Below are 19,998 nucleotides of genomic sequence, written 5' to 3'. Positions count from 1 at the left end.
CAAAGCCTCGCCGGTCACTTGGTCTCGCCTGGCCGATAGGTCCGCTCTACATGGCCGGCCAGTTGGTCCGGATAGAAATAGACCGTCCGCAGGTCGCCCTGCCCATAGCGCTGGACCTGGTCGGCGAAGTGCCTGGAGCCCGGGTCGCCGCTCTCGCCGCCGGCCGACACGGCCAGGGCCTTCACCCTCGGACCGAACTCGACCACGGCTACGAAGCTGTTGCCGCTGGTCCCGTAGTAGTTCTTCGTGCCCGGATAGCGCTTGGCCCCGAACGAGGCCAGCGAACCCCACTGGCCCGAGGTGAAGGGCACGGCGATCGAGGGCTTGGCGTCGTCGAAGGTCTGGACGATGGCGCCGTCGTTGCGCTGGAAGCGGTTGATCCGGCCCCACGGCGTGCGCCAGTCGCCGAAGTCGGCCGCCAGCCGGTCCGAGGCCTCGGCCAGAGCCGCCAGCTTCTGGGCCGGCGTGGTGCGCTCGGCCATGTACTTGTAGACCGACACGCCCTGCGCCTTGGCCGCCGCCGCCGACTTGGCCCACAGGGCCTCACCCCAGAACACAGCCAGCGAGGTCTCGGTCGAGCCCTCCGACCACTTCAGGTCCCACCCCCTCAGCGCCGCCATCTGGTCGCCCAGCCGGCCCTTGACCGGGTCGCCGTCAGGCGTCTGATCATAGGCCTTGGACAGGGTCGGGATCAGTTCGGCGAAGGCGGTCAGGTAGGGATCGTAGGCCGCCTGGATCAGGGTCGGCAGGGTGAAGTCCTTGCGTGCGCTCAGCACCCGCGTGGCGTGGACCCCGCGCGGCGTCTCGCCGACACTATCCATGTAGCGCGGATAGTCGGCCTGTCTCGGGCTGTAGGGACCGGCCGCCGAATAGGGCCAGTTGTTGGTGTTCATCAGCCAGCCGTTGGGCGGGTTCTTCAGGTGCGGCGCCTCGGACAGGGCGTGCAGGCCCTTCCAGTTCGCAGCCGGGTCCGTCCCGTCGACCGGGCGCGTATAGTCGAAGCGGTCGTCACGGCGCGGGATGAACTGCGGGTGAAGATAGGCCACCTCGCCCTTGGCGTCGGCGAACAGGGTGTTGTTCGAGGAATTGGCCTTCAGCTCGGCCACCTTCAGGAAGCTTTGGTAGTCGGTCGCCTTGGTGCGCAGGAACGACTGCTCAAGGGCCTCGACCGGCCGGTACATCATCGCAAAGGCGATCCACTTGCCGCCCCCTTGGCCGTCCGCCGCCCGGACGATCGGGCCGTGATGGGTGCGATAAACGGTGAAGGTCCGGCGAGCCAGGGCGCCGTCGGCGACCTTGTAGGCGACCTCGACGGCCGACGTCGCCACCGGCCGGTCCTCGGCGCCGTACCGGTAGACCAGCTTGCCCTCCTTGCGGACGATCGTCTCGGCGAACTCGTCCACCACATCGACCGTGCTGGAGGTATGCATCCAGCCGGCATGGGCGTTGAAGCCCTGGTAGATGAAGAACTGCCCCCAGGTCGCCGCGCCATAGGCGTTCAGCCCGGCGTCGCTGGTCATCTGCAGCTCGGAGCGGAAGAAGAACGAGGTGTGCGGATTGATCAGCAGCAGGGCGTGGCCGTCCCGGGTGTTGGACGGGGCGATGGCGAAGCCGTTGGAGCCAGTGGGCTCGGAAAATTCCACCGCCTGGGCCAGCTCGCGGGCCCTGACCTCGGCCGAAGCCTGGAGCTGGGGCTTGCCGTAGAAGGCCTCCAGCTCGCCCAGCGAGATCCGCTCGACGTCGCCGCCGATGCTGCCCTCGGTGAAGCTCAGCGCCATCCAGGGCTCGAACCGGGTGATGACCTTCGGCTTCACCGCCGGATGGGTCGCCAGGTAGAAGTTCAGTCCGCCGGCCCAGGCGTCCATCAAGGCCTTCAGCCAGGCGGGGCTCGCCGCGTAGCGGGCCTGAAGGTCGGCGGGATCGACAAACAGCCTCATCCGCAGGTCCTGCCAGACCGCCGCCTCGCCCTCAGCCTCCGCCGTGCGGCCCAGGGCGGTCAGGTAGTTGGCCTCGATGCGCGGGAAGTCGTCCTCGGCCTGGGCGTAGACCATGCCGAACACCGCGTCGGCGTCGCTCTTGCCGTGCACATGGGCGATTCCCCAGTCGTCGCGCGTGATCTGCACCCGGGCCGCGATGGCGCGCTGCCGGGCTAGGTCGGCGGCGGGCCCGGCGGCCAGGGCGGGCGCCGACAGCGCCGCGCAGGCCGTCGACAGCAGCAACAGGTTTCCGATCCGCAAGACGCGCCCTCCCGATCCACGGATAGGACCGTCGGGCGCCGCCGGGACCTTGTCCAGGCCCGCGCGGGAAGTCAGGCGCGATCCGGCCCGCTTGCCGCGAAAGGTGGTCGGGAAATGTCGGAAAGGCCCTTAGTGGAGCCGAGGGGAAAGCTCGAACGGCCTTTGAAAATACACGGAAATTCCGAGTGCGATGTTACGGTTGAGAGGCGCGGATGTAACACTTTCCCCGTTCAGGGCATGTTCGGGAACGCTTTGGCAGGCTGTTGAAGGCCTATGATGCTGCGGGCCTGGCCGTGGCCACCGACTGGCGACGCTATTGGGCGCCATCAAAGGTGACCTACCTGGGTTTGGACATCTCTCACCTGAAAGAACCCCTTGGTCTGAATGGACAACGGGCTGTTGTCGCTCAGCCAGCGGCAGCCGCCTTATCCAACTGACTCTTTACCCACTTTGACCGTTCCGTGAACACGTCGGTCAGTTTGTCGTTTAGGGGGTGAGCGCCGCCCGCCTCGGCGATCTCGTCGCGAGCCGCCGCCGCCAAGTCGGGGAGTTTGTCCGCCATCAGGCCGATGCGGTCGCGCACTTGCTCGAAGTCGATGCGGTTCTCCTTGGCGAAACCGGCCCAGCGACGCAGGCCAATCTCACCCAGACGATATTCGCCGCCGATTTTCATGGCGAGTTTTACGTCTTGAAACTGCACCTGAGGCGCATAGGGCAGGATGCTCGCCACGTCGTAGATGGGCGCCAGTCGCGCCCGCCCACCGCCTGCGTGCAGTAGCGAGAAGTTCTTGGCGTGGGCGTCAGAGCCGCCGATCATCCAATTGAAGATGGCTGCGTCTACGAAGCTCTCGATATCCTCTTTCGGCGCGGAAGATACCACGCGAAGCAAGTCAAGAATGTCCCGCAGGCCGGGGCCACCTTCGTTTTGGTATTTCCGATCCGGCAGCACGCCGAGGGCTTGGCAGAAGTCCTCTTGATGGATGCGAGCGACTCCGGTGGCCGTGGCAAGCCGGTCGTATCGCTCCACGACGATGGCGACCTCGCCTTCGAATGTTTGGACGGACGACTGGGCGACAGGAAGGCCAAGTCGCCCCAAAACGGATAGGCAAAAGTGCTCATTCTCGGCCTGTGCCTCGAGGTCAGCGGATGGCGGTTTCAGGATATGGGTCGTCGGAATTCTTCCGCGTGGTATGCCCCATTGGCCGTTCTGCTGAATGAGCGCTATCTTGGGCTGGGCTCCCGCGAGGCTGAACTGACCGCCGTCACCCGCCCGCCGCCACGCACCACGGTTAGTTCGCAAACCGGCAAGACGCTCGCCGACTTGTCTCTCAGTCAGCCAATCCACTCCATCTGCCTCACCATCGAGCACGGCGGCGAGGCGAGCCGGCGCGACGAACTGGACGGCGCCCGCGCAGTCTTCACCCACAGCGCCGATCAGTCCGAAGGGCTGCCGCGCACTTACCTGAAAGCGCCGCGCCCACTCTTGGATAACTTGTTCGTTGTCGGGTAGCAGCCCCCAGACGAAGGCACCGACTGCGGCGCCCGAGTAGCTCGCGCCGGTGAGGGGCATGGAGAGTGAGACCGGGGTAGCCCCCGGTCGCTCACGCCATTGCGGTGCGTAGGTTAAGGATAGGCGCCCTTTTTCGTAGTCCAGACGCCCCGCTTCGATCCCATTCATCAGGATGACCAGATGGCTCATTTTGGGGGCGCCATTCGCCGGGCGCGCGCAATTACAGCGTCCAGGTCCGGTGTGGACAAGGGCTGCTCGGACGATTGCTGGGTTAAGCTCTCGGCTCCAACTGAAAGCCGCATGCCAAGAGCATTCAAGGTGCGAAGGAGCAGTCTGAGCGAGGCTCCGGAGCTACCATTCTCGACTTGGATTAGCCAACGTCGACTCGCGCCCACCTGGGCGGCAAGTTCGACCTGATCCAAACCGAGAGCCTTACGGCGTTCGCGGATCGCGGAGCCGAGATCATGAGGCGTATTGATCAGCACGATTCAGACCTATGTGCATGATTTTTCACATCGTGATGTGTGCATAATTTTTCACTTCTCGCAACGTGCAGAATTATGCACACGTCACGATGTGCAATAAGATGCACATATGCCAGCGGCGGGACCGAGCGCGCCCGCCGGTCGCTTCCTCAGGTGCATGATCGGGCATCCCGGCGCCGGGAGAGCGGCGCCTGTCCCCACAACAGACAGCTGGGCCGAGCAGGCTCCCGGTCGCCGCTCAGATCCCGCAGAAGACTGAATCATCGCCGCGTAGGATAGGAGACATCAAGGCGCGCACCTGACATGACCAACGCCTTGCGGTTGTGGTGGGAACGGGTATCGTCGCAACAAGCAACGTTGGGGACGTGTGGTGGCGGATGGACCGAAGTTCTTTGCAGCATCGCCGCAAGCCTTCCTGAGATCCGCCGTAAGCGCGGTTCCAGCGGTACGATACGCCGTCGGCATTGGCGGGATCGCGGCAGTCGTCGCCATCATCGCTGGCTTTCAGATCGACCTACGTATCGCGCTGTTTGGCACGATCATAATCTTGGGGCTCATGTTTGTCCTGCTTGTCTTCGCCCGTATTGCGAGCGTCGCTGGAGCCGCCTTGCTGCTCCCCGCTCTGTTCGCGAACCTCCAGGACGGGCCGCCGAGAGCCTCTCTCTCGCCTCGCACCCGTCGCGGATCCCGACGTCGCCCTCTTGCTCTCCCTTGGCTGACCTTGCCGCAGATCACCGAACCTGAACTAGCGGCGACCGCCAACCGTTCTCGGCCGCTCCCCCAGCGTAGCGTCTAGCCTCGCCAGCCTATTTATCGACGACGGACGCGCTGTCGGCCGCAGGCTTGATGTAGCCGACCAAGGTGAGCAGTTCGGTGACCACGCGGGCGGCGTTTCGTTGCGCGAGCAGCCTCAGTTGCTGGATTTCCGGATCACTGTGCGGGTTGGGGTATTCGAAGGCCGCCGCCACCGTCGGCCCATCGCGCCGATAAGATTGGTCTGGATCATCATGGGTGAACCGGTTGACCAGGATCGTCAGCGCCTTGTCCACGACCTCAGCATGCTTGCCGCCAAGAGCCTCGGCGATGCGTTCAGCCGCCCCCGGCTTGTCGGTGTAATGTTCCAAGCAATAGACGAGATCGTGTGCGTCCTTTGGATGGCCGCGATGCTCGAGCGCAAAAGCCTTCAGTCACGTGAAGCTGACGATGTTGGCGTAGGCGATGGTCTCCTTGGTCAGGGCCTTGTCCGTCAGGCGCTCGGCCTCGATCACGATCTTGTCGTGGAGATCCTTGACGATCGAGGCGTGGGGGACCTGTACCGCCGACAGGTTTCCCTTGGTCGGCAGCTCCTGCATTTGGCCGCCGCTGAGATTGGGATCGTCGGACAGAAATTCCAGAATGACCGCGGTCCCATCTTCCGTCCACATCCGCCAGCGCCAATTGACCTTGGCGCCTTTGTCATTCTCGGCGCGCTCAAACCCCATGGCCTTCAGGTTGGCTTCAAGCGTTTGATAGGCCTCGGTGTTGGCCAGAACCGCCAAGTCGATGACGAGATCGACGTCGGCAGTGCCGGCATGGGCGCGAACTTCCGGCGGCTGCGCCCGCACAAGATATCGCGGGGTCAGCCCGCCAACGAGGTAGACCGACTCCTTCCACGGACCCAGACCACTGAGCAGGGTCACCAACATGCGTTCGCAATCCGCCGTTACGCTGGCGTCGTAGAATTCGATGGTGCGCGGCTTGGTCATGGGGTCGGAAGTCTTTCGGCGCGAAGGTGGTCGGCGAACTCCGATGAGCGCCCACCGCCCTGCAGAAGGTCGAGATAGGTTTGAAGCGGGTCGGCGATCCAGCCGAATTCATTGCGCTCCCGGAACGCGAAATCGGTCGGTGAATCGGCCCTGATCACCGCCAGATTCCATCCGTCGACGACGCTGCGGGCATTCATCTGGGCCAGGACCGCGTCAGCACGGTCAGCACCGATACGACACTGGATCTGGCCAATATGCGACATGTAGGGCGCATGGGCCTGGCCGGCGACCGCGCCGGTGATTTCGTAGTCGGCCCCAACCTGAGTGGCGACGGCGTCCAGCTTCCGCACGACGGGCGCGACCGCGCTTTCTGGGACGTAGTAGGTGCGCATTTCCGGCGGCTTACTGGTTCGCTGATGTTGGGCCCAGGCGTCCAACAACGCGCGGCGATCGGACAGGCGGCGCTCCTTGCTTGGCCCGCTGCCGCGCACCTCGACCCAATCGCGGCGCTCTAGTTCGGTCAAGGTCTGGGAGGCTGTCGCCGGCGAGACCTGAGCGCGCTCGGCAACGTCCTGAACGCCGAACCATTCCTTCCGGCACACCCAGGCGGCGTGCAGGACCTGGGCGCGACGACCAGTGAAAACGGCGTTGATCGACCGCTTCTGGCGCTTGGCCATTGGGCGATCGATCAAGACGTAAACGCCGTCGGCAGGGATATAGAGGCTGCCGCTCTCGTCGAAATATCCGACGCGGGCGTCCTGCAGATGCTTTCGAGCGCCAGGCGAAACGGTCTCGGACGCCACCATCGGCACGCGTTGGCCATCAATACCGGGCATCTCACGCAGATGGTCGCGCAATTGCCAGATCGACTCGCGCACGTCGCGTGGAAAGGCCGAACGCTTGACTTGAACGAACAGGCGCAGCGATCGCCCATTGATCGCGACGTCGATCACGGCGTCAGCGCCGCCGTCTTGAAGAAGGATCGCGACGTCTGGATCGAGCACGGCGCCGGGAATTTCGGCGAGCGCACTGTTCAACTGTTCGACCAGAGCCTGCTCGTACAACATTCTTGAGGAATTTCCTGCGCAGTAAATATGGCATTTGTTCCATATTCGGGGAAATGTCAAAATTTACTGCGCAGGAAATTGCTGGGTTCCATCAGCGCTATAGGATCCGTCGCATCCCGCCTCGCCGATTTAGCCAAAAGCCTCACAACGGTGCCGATGTTATCGAACATTGGAACTGTTAGCCGCTTGGCGGATGTCGTTGAAATTACCTAAAGCATACGCCGCCGCTATTTAGAGCACCATTACTTGCACTTCGAGCAATTTTACTACAATGTAGTTCAACAGATTTTCGAACCACGGCGCACCCTGGCGTATCCGAACCTTGAAAAACTCTCGGAAAGGACTTGCCCCGATTAAAATCGAGCGACCAACATGGCGTCCGAGTAAATCCTCCTCACCGGCAAGGCCATCGCCCGTCCACCCTATGCCCGTCGGCGAGACTGGGGTGCAAGCGGAGCGGCGGGCTTCGCGGGAACCCGGCTGCAGGCCGCACCGCGGCCGAAGCTGGGCGGAAGCCGATCCGAAGCGCACCAGGGGCGGAGCCCCAAAGTTTGTCCGCGCTGCTCGTGAATCTCGATCAGTTGATGCGCGATCCATCTATCTATCCAGAATCACCACCCAAATAGCGCCTGAGCGTGACCCGATAGCCGACCGCTTTGAACGTAGAAGCGGACTTTTCCAGCGTCTGAGAAGGGTGGGGAGCGGACAATCGCGCTGGTCGCCCGGCACTAAACCGGGATGCAACCTGAGCACATCAGCCGGACACTCGAACGACTTTCTGACGAAGCACCCAGACACCGGCGATCATGAAAAACATGAGCATCATGGTCCCTATGATCCGGCCAACGGTTGGAGGCGTGCCAACTTTGGCTGCCCTTTCGAGTGCTGCCGCCGCACGCCACAGCGCGAAGAACAACGTCGCGAAGAATAGAAGCGCCACGGGGCTGTTCCGGGTGGGAAGACCGAAGATCGCTGCGACCAACGTGATTGCTGGCGGCGCTAGGAATATCCAAGGCGTCCATTCGGGGATTTCAGGTGCCGGTCGTCGCGCTAGGGAAACTGTGAAGATCGCCCAGCTCCAACCACACATCAGGCCAGCAAACAGCGCCGTGAATATCCCTTGAAACAGGGGCATGCCGAGCGCTGCCAGTGGCACCAAGTTCAACAAAATCCAGACGATTGTCAGGATTGCAGGGTGCAGCAAAGCGATGCGCTGCGCGACGGCCGGGCGGTACATGAGGTGCGTTTCGTTGTGAAGCTTGAGGGACTGTCCTCCGCAATCACCTGCGTCGCAAGCTTCTAAGATTTGGTCCGCTCAGGGTCGTTCATCGCCGGGAGCAGCGCTCCAGCATTCGGACATTCGCCGGCGTCGCCACCAACGGACCTTCCCAGCTTCAGCAAGGGGTGGATTCCTCCGTGCGCCATCAGCGCCCAGACGATCCTCGCCATCTTGTTGGCCAATGCGATGGTGACCAGCATCCGTGGCTTTCGGGCCAGCATGCTCTCCAGCCCTGGGTTGGAAGGTGTCCAAGGGCGCAATGCGCTGCCTGATCAGCGTGGACTCCCTGACGGCATCATGATGCGCGTGTACTCGCCATTGAATATGGTAGCACTAAGTGCTACACATTTCTCATGACCAAGGCCAAGGAAGTCACGCGGGCCTTCAAGACGGCTTGGTTCACCAAGGCGGCCAAGAAAGCGCTGATCAAGGACAGCGAGCTTTGCGCGGCGGTTGCGGCGGCAATGGCTGGCCAGGCCGATGATCTGGGTGGCGGGGTGTTCAAGAAGCGCCTCGACAAGAACCGTAGCCGCAGCATCATCCTGGCCAAAGGTCGAAGGTATTGGGTTTACGCCTATCTGTTCGCGAAGAAGGACAGGGCGAATATCGACGACGACGAATTGAAGGCCTTTCGTCAGCTGGCCGATCTCTACGCCGAAAAGACCGACGTAGAGATCGACAAGGAGCTAAAGGCCAAGGCGATTGTGGAGATCTGTCATGACCAAGCGCAAGTTTAAGAGCGACGCCTTTGAGGCGATCCATGACAACGTCGCCGGGATGTACCGGGCCGGCACCATCGACAAGGCCACGATGCGCGACTTCGACGCGACGTGCCTCGCCGTGCCGCCGATGATCGAGCCCGCGCAAATCAAGCAGCTCCGCGAGAGCAACCATGTCAGTCAGCCAGTCTTCGCCCGCTATCTAAACACCAGCGAGAGCACCGTGGAAAAGTGGGAAGCCGGTGCCAAAAAGCCCAGCGGCGTTGCGCTCAAGCTGCTGGCGATCGTTCAGAAGCACGGCTTGCAAATCCTGGCCTAGGAGGCGTCGCTTCAGGGCCGCGCCGATACGGCTTTCACCGGAACTGCCAATTTTTGACTTCTGGGACCTTGGAAAGGCCCGCTTTTGGTTGTCGGCAACGGCGTCGCCGGCGCGGATCCGAGGGGCTGGACCATCACGTCAGCGTTCAGCGGACGCTTGCTGGGGTTGCCTTCAATCAGCTTGAGGTGGGTGGAGATCTGGGCGGCCGACCTGTTGTTGACCTGCAAAGTAGGTCAGGCGTTCGACGACAGCCGGGACAAGGATGTGCGCTACTTCCTCGAGCGTCGGTCCGATCCCATCGGCGCGGCGATCGCTGCCTCGATCACGCTTCCCGCCGAATGACCACAACCAGCCCGTAGTCGGCCGCCGAGCTTGGAGCGCGTGATGAAGAATCCCCTGAAGCCGGCGGCGCGAATGACCGGCGAAACGGCCGGGCGGATCACCGGCGTCTCTCTGCCGATCTTCGGACTCCAATGGAGCGACCCGGGAACAATTATACGCGCCACCTTGCAACATCCCTGCGGCCGAAGCCCCGGTCACCGAGTTGACCGGAATCATCATTCCCGAGGGTGTTTTATTGAATTAAATCTGATAGTTAACTGGGTCCTTGGTGGAGCCGAGGGGAATCGAACCCCTGACCTCCTCATTGCGAACGAGGCGCTCTACCATCTGAGCTACGGCCCCAAGGAAGCGCGGAGATACGTTGGGCCGGCGGCCTCGTCAAGCGTCGGGTTGGGTCTGTCGGCGGGGTTCGCTTGCCAGGGCCGTCGCAGCGCGGCAAGAAGCGGTGTCACTGGACGGGAAGCTCATGGTCGCCATCCTCAACTTCGTCTTCTTCATCGCCGGCGCGCTGCTGAGCCTGCTGTGGTGGGCGATCATCATCTCGGCGGTGCTGAGCTGGCTAGTGGCTTTCGACATCATCAACCTGCGCAATCGCGCGGTCTATCAGATCAGCACCTTCCTCGACCGGGTGACCGGTCCGATCCTGCGCCCATTCCAGCGGATCATCCCGCCGCTAGGCGGCGTCGACATTAGCCCGATCATCGTGCTGCTGATCATCACCGGCGTGCAGAGCATCCTGCTTCCGGCCCTTCACCGGACGCTGATCGGCCTGGTCGGCGGCGGCTACTACTAGCCGCGATGTCTTCAGGCCTGCGCCTGGCCATCCGCCTCACCTCGCGCGGAGGACGCGAGGCGGTCGACGGCTGGGCGGTCGACGGCGACGGCCGGCCCTATCTGAAGGTGCGGGTCTCGGCCCCGCCGGTCGAGGGCGCGGCAAACGCGGCCCTGATCGCTTTCCTGGCCAAGACTCTGGGCGTGTCCCGGTCGTCCGTGACCCTGGCGTCCGGCGCGGGAGCGCGGCTGAAGCTGATCGACGTCGCCGGTTGCGACCCGTTGTCGCTGGAGCGCGCGCTGGGACGTCCGCCCGTCCCCCTAATTTCGACATAGCAAAGCAAGATTTGATTGAAAATCCCAGCTTGACCGCACGTCGCGCGTCGGAAATGCCGCCGTGAGGAGAATGGGGAGAGATTTCGTCCCCTTCCGGCCGGAAAAGACGTGAACGAACCGGGGTTTTTCATCCCCTTTTAGCGACGATGTTTCATGCTATGGGCTCTAGGCGCGTGGCGGGGGCCGCGCGCGACGGGGGGCTGAGTGGGCGACGAACGGCATCGGTCGGGGGAGATGAGGGCGGCGCTCGCGCGGCGCGGCAACCTCTATCTGCGTGTCGCCGCCACGGTGATGATCGCCCTGATCCTGCACGTCTTCATGAACGCCCGCTGGACCTGGCTGTGGGTCGGGACCTATGCGGCGGCCCAGCTGGTCGAGCTGGTGCTGATCCGCCAGATGCTGCGCCAGCCTCGCCCCGGCCGGGCGCTGCGACTGGCCGTGGCGGCCATGCCGGCGATCACCTCGACCATATTCGGCTTCCTGTCGATTCCGCTGTTCGCCTCGAGCATCCGCTTCGCCCCGACCCTGGGCGGCCTGCTGCTGGCCGGAGCCTTGCTGAACGTCATCGTGGTCAATTCCAGCCTGAGGTCGGCGACGATCTCGGCGGCCGCCCCGCACGTGGCCTACCTGCTGATCGCGCCGTTCGTGGCCCGATGGGCCAATCCGGCCTCGGCCCTGGCCAGCGCCTTGTGGTTCGGGGTGTTGCTGCTGATCCTGTCGGTGTTCGTCGCGGCCCGCACCCTGGAACGGGCCCTGAATGCCGAAGCCGCCGCCAAGGAGGAGGCCGAGCGGCGGCGCCACGAGGCCGAGGAGGCCGTCGCCGCCAAGTCGGCCTTCGTGGCCATGATCAGTCACGAGCTGCGCACGCCGATCAGCGCCATCCTGGCCGGAGCGGCCCGCCTGCACAGCGACCTGCCCGACGCCGCCTCCAAGACCCACGCCCAGCTGATCGGCGACGCCGGCGCGATGATGCGCACCCTGCTCAACGACCTGCTGGACCTGTCGCGCCTGGACGCCGGGCGGATGGCGGTCGAGCAGGCGCCGTTCGACCTGCGCCAGGCCATGGCCGACACCCTGCGCCTGTGGCGTCCCGACGCCCAGAAGAAGGGCCTGCGCCTGCGGGTCGAGGGCGCGGCCAACCTGCCACGCTGGGTGGCCGGCGATTCCCTGCGGCTGCGCCAGGTCCTCAACAACCTGCTGTCCAACGCCATCAAGTTCACCGGACAGGGCGCGGTCACCGTGCGGCTGGCGGCGCGCGAGGCGGGCGACGGCCTGATGTTCGAGGCCGTGGTCGCCGACACGGGCCAGGGCCTGACCGAGGAGCAGATGGCGCGGCTGTTCACGCCCTTCGATCAGTTGGCCGCCAATGTGGCGCGCGAACACGGCGGCTCGGGCCTGGGCCTGGTGATCAGCCGGGAACTGGCCCGATTGATGGGCGGCGACCTGACCGTGACCAGCAAACCCGGCAAGGGCTCGCGCTTCCGGCTTGAGGTCCGGCTTGAGGCCGCTCAAGCCCCGGACACCCGGACCGGCGGCGCCGTCATCGATGGCGCCCGAGTGCTGGTGGTCGACGACCACGTGGTCAACCGCCGGGCCTTGGAGCTGGTGCTGCAGTCGTTCGGCATCCAGCCCACCCTGGCCGAGTCCGGCGAGCGGGCCCTGGAGCTGCTGCATTCGGAGGTGTTCGACGTCATGCTGATGGACGTCTACATGCCGGGCATGGACGGCCGCGACGCCACCCGCGAGCTGCGCGCGGCCGAGGGGCCCAATCGCCACATTCCGGTGATCGCCGTCACCGCCTCGGCCACCGCCAAGGACCGGGAGGCCTGTCACGCGGCCGGCATGAACGCCCACGTCGCCAAGCCGATCGATCCCAGCCAGCTGCACGCGGCCCTGAGCGAGCTGCTGCCGGTCAGCGCGTCTAGGGCGGCGGCTTAGGCGGGGAGACTTGCCCTCTACGGACCGCTTCGCGGCCGTCTTCCCCCGGAAGGGGAAGAGCCTCGCGCATCCGGCTCCGCCCCCTATGGGGGCGGACAGACCGCGCAGCGGTCAGGTGGGGGCAAGGAGGACGTTTCGTTGAGCAATCCGGCCAACCGCTCCTTCAACGCCGCCTGGTCCTTCATCTCGCACTCCCAAACCGTTTCCACCCGCCAGCCGGCGGCGGCGAGGTCGGCGCGGTTGCGGGCGTCGCGCGCCCTGTTCCGCGCCACCTTCGCCAGCCAGTAGTCGCGGTTGGCCTTGGGCGCGCGCGACCCGCGGGCGCAGTCGTGGCCGTGCCAGAAGCAGCCGTGGACGAAGATCGCCAGCCGCCGGCCCGGCATGGCCACGTCGGGCGAGCCGGGCAGGTCCTTGCGGTGCAGGCGGTAGCGCGCGCCCAAGCCGGTCAGCAGCCGGCGCAGCAGCAGCTCGGGCTTGGTGTCCTTGCTTCTGACCCGCGCCATCACGGCCGAGCGCTTGGCGGGGGAGAAGACGTCGGTCGCGTTCGAGGCGGGTCCTGGCGGGGTCATGGTTTCGTAACGCCTGGGAACCGTCCCAGGCGCAGGGTTCCGGTCAGCAGCCGCGCCGCCACGTGCCGAACGCCCGGCAAACCCGACATCGGCGTGAACAGCCGGTCGCGCACCGCCGGCCAGAATCCGCCATGCGACTGAAACAGCGGCGTCAGGGCCTTGGACGCCACCTGGTAGAGGCCGGTGTGGCGGCGGCGGTCGGCCTGCCAGGCCCGGATCGACACGGCGACCGGCCGGCGGTCGCGCCCCAGCCGTTCGGCCAGCTCAACGGCGTCCATCAGGGCTAGGTTCGCGCCCTGCCCCAGCTGCGGGCTGGTGCCGTGGGCCGCGTCGCCCAGCAGGGTGCACGCGCCCTGGTTCCAGCGGCCGACCGAGACGTCGCGATAGAGCGCCTGGGAGAAGCCCGCCCAGTCCCGACGTTCGTCGAGCAGGGCGGCCAGGTCCGGCCAGAGCGGCTTCAGCCGCTGCTCGCGCCAGGCGGCGAAATCGCCGGCCAGGAAGTCGTCCAGCCCCGCGACCGGCACGGACCAGAACATGGCCAGGCCGGTGGGTGACAGGCCGTCCGGGTCGTGGCCGACCGGCAGGGCGCCGACCATCACCTCGGCCCGGTGATAGACCTGGCGCAGGGCCCCGCCGAACCGGTCGCCAGGGTCGGGCAGATGGGTCCAGACCGCGCCCCAGGGATAGACCGGCGCGCGGGCCCGGGGGCGAAGGCTCGCGCGCAGCGGCGAGGCCGAGCCGTCGGCGATCACCGCCAGGTCGAACGGGCCGAACATCCGGCCCTGGTCGTCGTGGAGGATCGGACGGGCGGGGGTCTCGACCCGGGTGATCCGGGCCCCAGTGATCACCTCGACGCCGGCCTCGGGCAGGGCGCCGTGCAGGGTCTGGAACAGCACGCCGCGATGAATGCCGACGCCGTGGGCGCCGGGCCTCCAGTCGTTGTAGTCAAGGTCCATGACCTTGCGGCCGCGGCTGTCCTTGCCCTCCAGCCGGTCCACCTGGGCGCCCAGGGCGCGAACCTGCTCGTCGAGCCGCAGCGCGCGCAGCGCGGCCAGGCCGGTCGGCTGAAGCAGCAGGCCCGAGCCCAGCGGTCGCGGGGCCTCGAAGGCCTCCAGCAGGGTGACGGCGTGACCGGCTCGCGCCAGGGCCAGGGCGGCGGCCATGCCGCCGACCCCGCAGCCGACTATGCCGACTCGCACGCCCCCGCTGTCCTTGTCGACCGGTCTGGGATCAGAGCCCCTCGAACAGGGCGGTCGACAGGTAGCGCTCGGCGAAGCTGGGGATGATCGCCACCACCAGCTTGCCGGCATAGTCGTCGCGCATGGCCAGGTCGAAGGCGGCGGTCAGGGCCGCGCCCGAGCTGATGCCCACAGGCAGGCCCTCGGTCGAGGCCGCCTTGCGGGCCATGGCGAAGCTGTCGTCGTTCGACACCTGGATGATCTCGTCGATCACCCCGCGATCGAGGATGCCCGGCACGAAGCCGGCGCCGATGCCCTGGATCTTGTGCGGGCCGGGCGCGCCGCCCGACAGCACGGCCGAAGCCTCCGGCTCGACGGCGACCATCTTCACCGACGGCTTACGGGCCTTCAGCACCTGGCCGACGCCCGAGATGGTGCCGCCGGTGCCGACGCCCGAGACCACGGCGTCCACGGCGCCGGCCGTGTCGTTCCAGATCTCCTCGGCCGTCGAGACGCGGTGGATCAGCGGGTTGGCGGTGTTCTCGAACTGCTGGGGCATCACCGCGCCGGGCGTGGCCTCGATGATCTCCTGGGCCCGGGCGACGGCGCCGCGCATGCCCTTCTCGGCCGGGGTCAGCTCCAGCTTGGCGCCCAGGAGCAGCAGCATCTTGCGACGCTCGATCGACATGCTCTCGGGCATGACCAGGGTCAGCTTGTAGCCCTTGGCGGCGGCCACGAAGGCCAGGGCGATGCCGGTATTGCCGCTGGTCGGCTCGACGATGGTGCCGCCCGGCTTCAGCAGGCCCTTGGCCTCCAGATATTCGACCATGGCCACGCCGATGCGGTCCTTGACCGAGGCCAGCGGGTTGAAGAACTCCAGCTTGGCCACGACCGTGCCCTTGGGCTTCAGCTCGGCGGTCAGGTTGGGCAGGCGGACCAGCGGGGTGTCGCCGACCGTGTCGAGGATCGAGTCGAAGATCTTGCCGCGTCCGGCGCGCTTGAACCGCGCGGCGTCGTAGATCGAGGAGGCGTCGTCCATGGAAAGTCTCGCTTGGTGTGGCGTTGGCGGCCTGGGTTCGATTCACCTTAGGCCGGGGGTTCTGGCGTGTCAGCGGCTCATTCGGCGGCCAGCGGCGCAGTTTTCCTGAAGGCCAGCGGAGTCAGCAAGCCGTCGGCCAGCCAACGCACCACCGGGGCGGCCACGCCGTCGCCGATCACGTGCAGGCCAGCCGTGGCGCTGCGGGGCAGGCGGTAGGCGTCAGCCAGGCCCATCAACCGCCCCCCCTCGCGCGCGCTAACCAGGCGCGAGCGCACCTGCCCCCTGTCGATCACCAGCAGGGTCTGGCGGGACGAGCCGCCGCGCGGGGTGCGCAGACAGCCGGCCAGGCCGTCGAACCGCACCTCGGCCCGCTGCTCGCCGCCGCGCATCCGACGGAACACCGCGCCGACCGCGCGCTCGCCGCTCTGGACCCGAACCTCGACGGCGGCGCGGTGGGCGGGGGCCATCAGGTCGAGCAGCGCGGCGGTCGCGGCGTCCGGCCGCCAGGCGACCTGGTCATCGGGCTCGAGCAGGGCCGAAAGATCGGCGTTGCGGGCTGGCGGCGCGGCAAGACTCCACCAGATCCAGGCGGCCGTCAGGTCGGCCGGCAGACGGGCGTGGGCGTCGCGCACGGCGCGGGTCTGGAAGGGGCTGGGCCCGGCCAGGTCCTCGACCGGCAGACGCGTGGCGATCACGAACACCCGCGGCCGCGATTGCGGGACAAAGCGGGCGGCGTCGATCTCCAGGGCGCCGAAGCGGTAGCCCTGCTCGGCCAGGGCCCGGCACAGGGCGGTGAAGTCGGCGCCGCCGTGCGAGGTCAGCAGGCCCACCACGTTCTCGACCACCACCGTGTCGGGGCCGCGCCCTTCGGCGGAGAGCGCCTCCATCAGCTTCCAGAACCCGAAGAAGGCCGAGGAGCGTCCGCCCTGCAGGCCGGCCCGGGCGCCGGCCAGGCTGAAGTCCTGGCAGGGGCTGGAGGCCCAGGCCAGGTTAGCCTGTCCCGGCAGATCGGCCGGCGCGATCTTCCAGACGTCGCCCTGGTGGAAATGGCCCTCGCCGTTGGCCGCGCCCGCGTCGGCGAAGTTGGCGCGGTAGGTCGCGGCCTTGACCGGGTCGAAGTCGTTGGCGAACGCGCAGGTCCAGGCCTCGCCCAGGCCCAGACGCGCCATCCCGCCGCCGGCGAAGAATTCGTAGAAGACAGGACCAGGCGCGGCGTTCCGATTCATCGCCTATGAGTCTAGCGTGAGCCGCCCCTGCGAGGATAGCGCCGCCATGCTCTGTTTCACGTTCCCCGGGCGCGTGGCCCTTCCGCCGGTCCTGGGCCTCGCCGCCACGCTCGCGGCCTGCCTCACGGCCTGTGGGGAGGCGCCGATGGGCGCGTCGGAGGGCGCCTCGACCGCGCCGGCCGACGCCCCGGCCGCGACGACCCCGGGACCGGACTTTTCCGGCGACTTCGAGCTGGTCGGGACCGAGCCGTTCTGGGGCGGCAGGATCCGCCCGGACGGACTGAGCCTGACGCGCGCGGGCGAGGCCGAGGTCCGCGCCGACAATCCAGGCGTCAAGGTCGAGGAGGGGGCCGGCGTGTGGCGCGCCGGCCCCCTGGTGCTCAAGCTGCGCGCCGAGCCGTGTTCGGACGGGATGTCGGATCGTCGATACGGCTATCGCGCCGAGGTCACGCTCGACGGTCAGGCGTTAAGGGGATGCGCCGCCAGGCCGGAAGAACCGCCGCCCCAGCCTGGGCCTCAGTAGGCCGTGCGCTGCAGCGGCACCACGACGGCGGTCGAGACCAGGATCCAGATGTCCTGCAGGATCGACCAGCTCTCAATGTAGTGGTTGTCGAACCGGATGCGTTGCTCCATGTCGGCGACCGTCTCGGTCTCGCCGCGGAAGCCCTTGACCTGCGACAGGCCGGTGATGCCCGGGCGGGTGCGGAAGCGCTTGTGATAGTCGGCGATGTGGGCGCCGTAATATTCGTCGTGAGCCAGGGCGTGGGGGCGCGGGCCGACCAGCGACATGTCCCCTTTCAGCACATTGAGGAGCTGCGGCAGTTCGTCGAGGCTGGACCGGCGCAGGAAACGTCCCACCCGGGTGACCCGGCTGTCGTTGCGGGTGGCCTGCTTGACGACATCGCCGTCGTCGGCGACCGTCATCGAGCGGAACTTGTAGACGCGGAACGGCACGCCGTTCAGCCCGGTCCGCCTTTGCACGAACAGGACCGGCCCGCGGCTGTCGAGCTTGACGGCCAGCGCGATCAGCAGAAGCGTCGGGGCCAGGAAGATCAGCAGCCCCAGAGAACCGGCGAGGTCGAGGAAACGCTTCTGAAGGCTGTAGGCGGGGCCCGTGCGAGACGCGCGCGGCTGCTCCAGACCCGTAATGGCGTACCCCTGTTCCATATCAGACCTCATCCGTCCTTCGTGCCGGGCCGATGGAATAACGCCCTCGGAATCGTCCCTAGCAAGGGTCACGCCACTCAACTTTCCAAGCTCAGCCGTTGCGAACGGTGGCTTGTTCGAGAGCTTTGCTGAGATTGTTTCTTGGTCCACACTGAGATCCCCATTAACAATCCAGAAGCCATAAGGGAACACGCGAAAGCTCTTTTTTGCGATCTGGTTGTTCAAACGACAGGGACGGCATATTTTTTCGCCACAACGTCAGATCGTTTTGACACTCTTTCGTCGCTTCCCCACATGGACCAGATTCTTGAGACACCAAACTAGTGTCTCGAATTGGGCCATGCAGCCCCGTATTGAAAATTTCACGCCGCTCGCTGTGGACGGGAACTGTGATGCTTAGCGCCACCATGAGATCCGGGGAGTGGGGGGCCAGGGTGGCCGACGCGTCGAAGGTCTTCAGGCCTGAAGGGCCGGGCCCTTTCCCGGTGGCGCTGATCCTGCACGGCTGCGGCGGCAAGACGCCGTTCCTGGAGGCCTACGCCAGGGTCGCGGTCGAGGCCGGCTGGGCGGCGGTGGTGGTCGACAGCTTCGCCCCGCGCGGGATCTCGCCCCTGCGCGCCAAGCTGACGGTCTGCACGGGAACCGCGCTTCGAGGCCTCGAGCGATCGGGCGACATCTTCGCCATGCTGGCTTGGCTGGAGGACCAGCCCTGGGCCGACGCCGAACGCGTCTTCCTGGCCGGCTGGAGTCATGGCGGCTGGGCGATCATGGACGGCTATGCGATCGGCCCTAACGCCGCCCGGGCCACCGGCCTCGTCGACGCCGATCCGCTGAAGCTGCGCGCCCGCGTCAAGGGCGCCTTGCTGGTCTATCCGTACGCGGCCTATCCGTCCCTGACGTCCAATCAGGGATGGGGCGACCTTCAGGGGACCGCGAACCTCAAGGTGTTCTCCGTGGTGGGGGGCAAGGATCAGGTGGTCGGCTGGAAATATCCGCAGAAGGCGCTCGAACGCCTCAGGCGCGACGGCCTGACGGTCGATACCGCCTTCTATCCGGACGCCACCCACGCCTTCGACGACGATCGCGCCAACGATCCGCGCGCCCGGTACCGACCTGACCTCTTCACCCGAACGCAGGACTATTTCGCCCAGGCCCTGGCGGTGGCGGCCGCCGGCTGAACTCGCCCTTCACGCGCATCGCACCCGCCAAGATTGTGCTTCGCGGATTTGTATGCCAGGGTCGCGTCACCTAGCGGGAGGCCTTCCATGAAGCTGGCGCCGTTCGCGCGAGCCGCGCTCGCCCTGACCCTCGTCCTGGCGCCGGTCGCCTGCGCCCCGGTGGCGCCGCCGCCCAACCCCGCCGCCCAGGTCACCGCCGCCAGCCTGAAGACCCAGACCCTGTCGCTGCTGGACGTGGCCGCAGACCCCTACGCCAACCACGCCGCCGAGGTGGACGCCCTGACCGCCCGGATCGACGCGGCGGCCAGCGCCGCGGCGGCCGATCCGCTGAACACCTTCTCGGCGCGGCAGTGGGCGGTGCTGCGCGACCCCAGCCGGGCGCTTTATGGCGGCGCGATCACCCTGTGGCGCAGCCAGGGCGCGCTGAGCCCGGCCTTCCGCGACCAGAAGAAGATCCAGATCGGCCGGGCGTTCGACTACATCCTCTGCCTGGAGGCCAACAAGCGGCAGGCCACGGCCTGCGGCCAGATCGAGGAAGGCGGCGCGTCATGAGCCAGTTCGACGACTTCCTGGCCGCCGCCAAGGCCAACCTCTCGGTGCTGGGCAAGGACAGCTTCGAGGGCTATTCCGACCAGGTGAAGGCCCTGGCCCAGGACGCCCTCGACAAGGCCAAGGCCAACCTGGCGCTCTGGACCGGGCAGTTGGCGGCCGGCCAGCTGAGCCAGGCCGAGTTCAGGAACCTGGTGCAGGGCGAGACCGACCTGACCGAGATCGCCGGCTACACCGCCGCCGGGGTGAGCCAGGCCGAGGCCCAGCGGCTGCGCGACGCGGTGACCCTGACCGTAATCAATACGGCGCTCGACACCTTCCTCAACGCCAAGCCGGCGCACTGA

Annotated in this window: 22 protein-coding genes, 1 tRNA gene and 1 pseudogene; 10 read left to right on the top strand and 14 right to left on the bottom strand. The window is 66.5% G+C overall.

Annotated features, from left to right (window positions below):
* Nucleotides 1-14 precede the first annotated feature (14 nt).
* The 8 genes and pseudogenes from ASD47_RS24285 to ASD47_RS28360 form a co-directional block, all read right to left on the bottom strand.
* Nucleotides 15-2,237, bottom strand: coding sequence for a penicillin acylase family protein (locus ASD47_RS24285; protein WP_235526191.1), 2,223 nt, complete (start codon nt 2,235-2,237; stop codon nt 15-17).
* Nucleotides 2,238-2,643: 406 nt separating this feature from the next.
* The gene (locus ASD47_RS24280; RefSeq protein WP_156402410.1) at nt 2,644-3,936 is read right to left on the bottom strand and encodes a type II toxin-antitoxin system HipA family toxin; all 1,293 of its coding nucleotides are present in this window, start codon (nt 3,934-3,936) and stop codon (nt 2,644-2,646) included.
* A complete protein-coding gene (locus tag ASD47_RS26390) occupies nt 3,933-4,232 on the bottom strand; it encodes a helix-turn-helix domain-containing protein (RefSeq protein ID WP_235526188.1) in 300 nt (99 codons plus the stop codon). The genes ASD47_RS24280 and ASD47_RS26390 overlap by 4 nt, the downstream gene beginning before the upstream one ends.
* A gap of 806 nt (nt 4,233-5,038) precedes the next feature.
* Complete coding sequence (locus ASD47_RS27315; RefSeq protein WP_200945301.1) at nt 5,039-5,356, bottom strand: hypothetical protein; 318 nt, start codon at nt 5,354-5,356, stop codon at nt 5,039-5,041.
* A gap of 63 nt (nt 5,357-5,419) precedes the next feature.
* Entirely contained in the window at nt 5,420-5,977 is a 558-nt protein-coding gene (locus ASD47_RS27310; protein WP_200945300.1) for a hypothetical protein, read from the bottom strand.
* On the bottom strand, nt 5,974-7,044 hold the full coding sequence (locus ASD47_RS24270; protein ID WP_082564793.1) for a hypothetical protein: 1,071 nt from the start codon (nt 7,042-7,044) through the stop codon (nt 5,974-5,976). Before ASD47_RS24270 ends, ASD47_RS27310 begins: the two co-directional genes overlap by 4 nt.
* A 754-nt stretch (nt 7,045-7,798) precedes the next feature.
* A complete protein-coding gene (locus ASD47_RS24265) occupies nt 7,799-8,281 on the bottom strand; it encodes a hypothetical protein (protein WP_056762280.1) in 483 nt (160 codons plus the stop codon).
* A gap of 167 nt (nt 8,282-8,448) precedes the next feature.
* Nucleotides 8,449-8,553 (bottom strand): annotated as a pseudogene (locus tag ASD47_RS28360) (IS110 family transposase); the annotation flags it as partial.
* A gap of 123 nt (nt 8,554-8,676) precedes the next feature.
* On the opposite strand from ASD47_RS28360, the gene ASD47_RS24255 reads away from it, so the two are divergent.
* From ASD47_RS24255 to ASD47_RS24245, 3 genes are all read left to right on the top strand, one after another.
* Nucleotides 8,677-9,060 carry a type II toxin-antitoxin system RelE/ParE family toxin gene (locus ASD47_RS24255; RefSeq protein ID WP_056762277.1) on the top strand — a complete coding sequence of 128 codons (384 nt, stop codon included), beginning with the start codon at nt 8,677-8,679 and terminating at the stop codon, nt 9,058-9,060.
* Complete coding sequence (locus ASD47_RS24250; protein ID WP_056762275.1) at nt 9,041-9,361, top strand: DNA-binding transcriptional regulator; 321 nt, start codon at nt 9,041-9,043, stop codon at nt 9,359-9,361. The genes ASD47_RS24255 and ASD47_RS24250 overlap by 20 nt, the downstream gene beginning before the upstream one ends.
* Before the next feature lie 84 nt (nt 9,362-9,445).
* Nucleotides 9,446-9,703, top strand: a complete 258-nt coding sequence (locus ASD47_RS24245; RefSeq protein WP_056762273.1) for a hypothetical protein — start codon at nt 9,446-9,448, stop codon at nt 9,701-9,703.
* A 266-nt stretch (nt 9,704-9,969) separates the two neighbouring features.
* Here ASD47_RS24245 and ASD47_RS24240 read toward each other — a convergent pair.
* Nucleotides 9,970-10,045: transfer RNA gene (locus ASD47_RS24240), tRNA-Ala, on the bottom strand.
* A gap of 124 nt (nt 10,046-10,169) precedes the next feature.
* On the opposite strand from ASD47_RS24240, the gene ASD47_RS24235 reads away from it, so the two are divergent.
* The 3 genes from ASD47_RS24235 to ASD47_RS24225 all read left to right on the top strand — a co-directional run bounded on the left by ASD47_RS24235 (nt 10,170) and on the right by ASD47_RS24225 (nt 12,748).
* Complete coding sequence (locus ASD47_RS24235) at nt 10,170-10,496, top strand: YggT family protein (protein ID WP_056762271.1); 327 nt, start codon at nt 10,170-10,172, stop codon at nt 10,494-10,496.
* A 5-nt stretch (nt 10,497-10,501) separates the two neighbouring features.
* The gene (locus ASD47_RS24230) at nt 10,502-10,810 is read left to right on the top strand and encodes a DUF167 family protein (protein WP_056762269.1); all 309 of its coding nucleotides are present in this window, start codon (nt 10,502-10,504) and stop codon (nt 10,808-10,810) included.
* Nucleotides 10,811-11,044: 234 nt separating this feature from the next.
* Entirely contained in the window at nt 11,045-12,748 is a 1,704-nt protein-coding gene (locus ASD47_RS24225; RefSeq protein WP_056762267.1) for an ATP-binding protein, read from the top strand.
* Between the two features lie 83 nt (nt 12,749-12,831).
* Here ASD47_RS24225 and ASD47_RS24220 read toward each other — a convergent pair whose 3' ends face one another.
* From ASD47_RS24220 to ASD47_RS24205, 4 genes are all read right to left on the bottom strand, one after another.
* A complete protein-coding gene (locus tag ASD47_RS24220; protein ID WP_056762265.1) occupies nt 12,832-13,317 on the bottom strand; it encodes a very short patch repair endonuclease in 486 nt (161 codons plus the stop codon).
* Nucleotides 13,314-14,516, bottom strand: coding sequence for an NAD(P)/FAD-dependent oxidoreductase (locus ASD47_RS24215; protein ID WP_162251707.1), 1,203 nt, complete (start codon nt 14,514-14,516; stop codon nt 13,314-13,316). Before ASD47_RS24215 ends, ASD47_RS24220 begins: the two co-directional genes overlap by 4 nt.
* A gap of 31 nt (nt 14,517-14,547) precedes the next feature.
* Complete coding sequence (gene cysK / locus ASD47_RS24210) at nt 14,548-15,534, bottom strand: cysteine synthase A (protein WP_056762261.1); 987 nt, start codon at nt 15,532-15,534, stop codon at nt 14,548-14,550.
* 77 nt (nt 15,535-15,611) lie between these two features.
* Nucleotides 15,612-16,760, bottom strand: a complete 1,149-nt coding sequence (locus tag ASD47_RS24205; protein ID WP_056762260.1) for a DNA cytosine methyltransferase — start codon at nt 16,758-16,760, stop codon at nt 15,612-15,614.
* A gap of 46 nt (nt 16,761-16,806) precedes the next feature.
* Here ASD47_RS24205 and ASD47_RS24200 point away from each other — a divergent pair, with 46 nt between their 5' ends.
* A complete protein-coding gene (locus tag ASD47_RS24200; RefSeq protein WP_056762258.1) occupies nt 16,807-17,283 on the top strand; it encodes a COG3650 family protein in 477 nt (158 codons plus the stop codon).
* On the opposite strand, the gene ASD47_RS24195 is transcribed toward ASD47_RS24200, so the two are convergent.
* On the bottom strand, nt 17,277-17,927 hold the full coding sequence (locus ASD47_RS24195) for an exopolysaccharide biosynthesis polyprenyl glycosylphosphotransferase (RefSeq protein WP_082564791.1): 651 nt from the start codon (nt 17,925-17,927) through the stop codon (nt 17,277-17,279). The two genes, ASD47_RS24200 and ASD47_RS24195, sit on opposite strands and share 7 nt — an antisense overlap.
* Before the next feature lie 407 nt (nt 17,928-18,334).
* Between ASD47_RS24195 and ASD47_RS24190 the strand changes: the two genes are divergently transcribed.
* The 3 genes from ASD47_RS24190 to ASD47_RS24180 all read left to right on the top strand — a co-directional run bounded on the left by ASD47_RS24190 (nt 18,335) and on the right by ASD47_RS24180 (nt 19,998).
* Complete coding sequence (locus tag ASD47_RS24190; RefSeq protein ID WP_056762388.1) at nt 18,335-19,105, top strand: dienelactone hydrolase family protein; 771 nt, start codon at nt 18,335-18,337, stop codon at nt 19,103-19,105.
* 87 nt (nt 19,106-19,192) lie between these two features.
* The gene (locus tag ASD47_RS24185; protein ID WP_056762257.1) at nt 19,193-19,657 is read left to right on the top strand and encodes a hypothetical protein; all 465 of its coding nucleotides are present in this window, start codon (nt 19,193-19,195) and stop codon (nt 19,655-19,657) included.
* Complete coding sequence (locus ASD47_RS24180; RefSeq protein ID WP_056762255.1) at nt 19,654-19,998, top strand: hypothetical protein; 345 nt, start codon at nt 19,654-19,656, stop codon at nt 19,996-19,998. Before ASD47_RS24185 ends, ASD47_RS24180 begins: the two co-directional genes overlap by 4 nt.

Origin of the sequence: Caulobacter sp. Root1472, from assembly GCF_001426985.1 — a bacterium.
GTDB classification, from domain to species: domain Bacteria; phylum Pseudomonadota; class Alphaproteobacteria; order Caulobacterales; family Caulobacteraceae; genus Caulobacter; species Caulobacter rhizosphaerae.
Note: the sequence above shows the minus strand (reverse complement) of the source record. Positions and strands in the feature narration are given on the sequence as shown.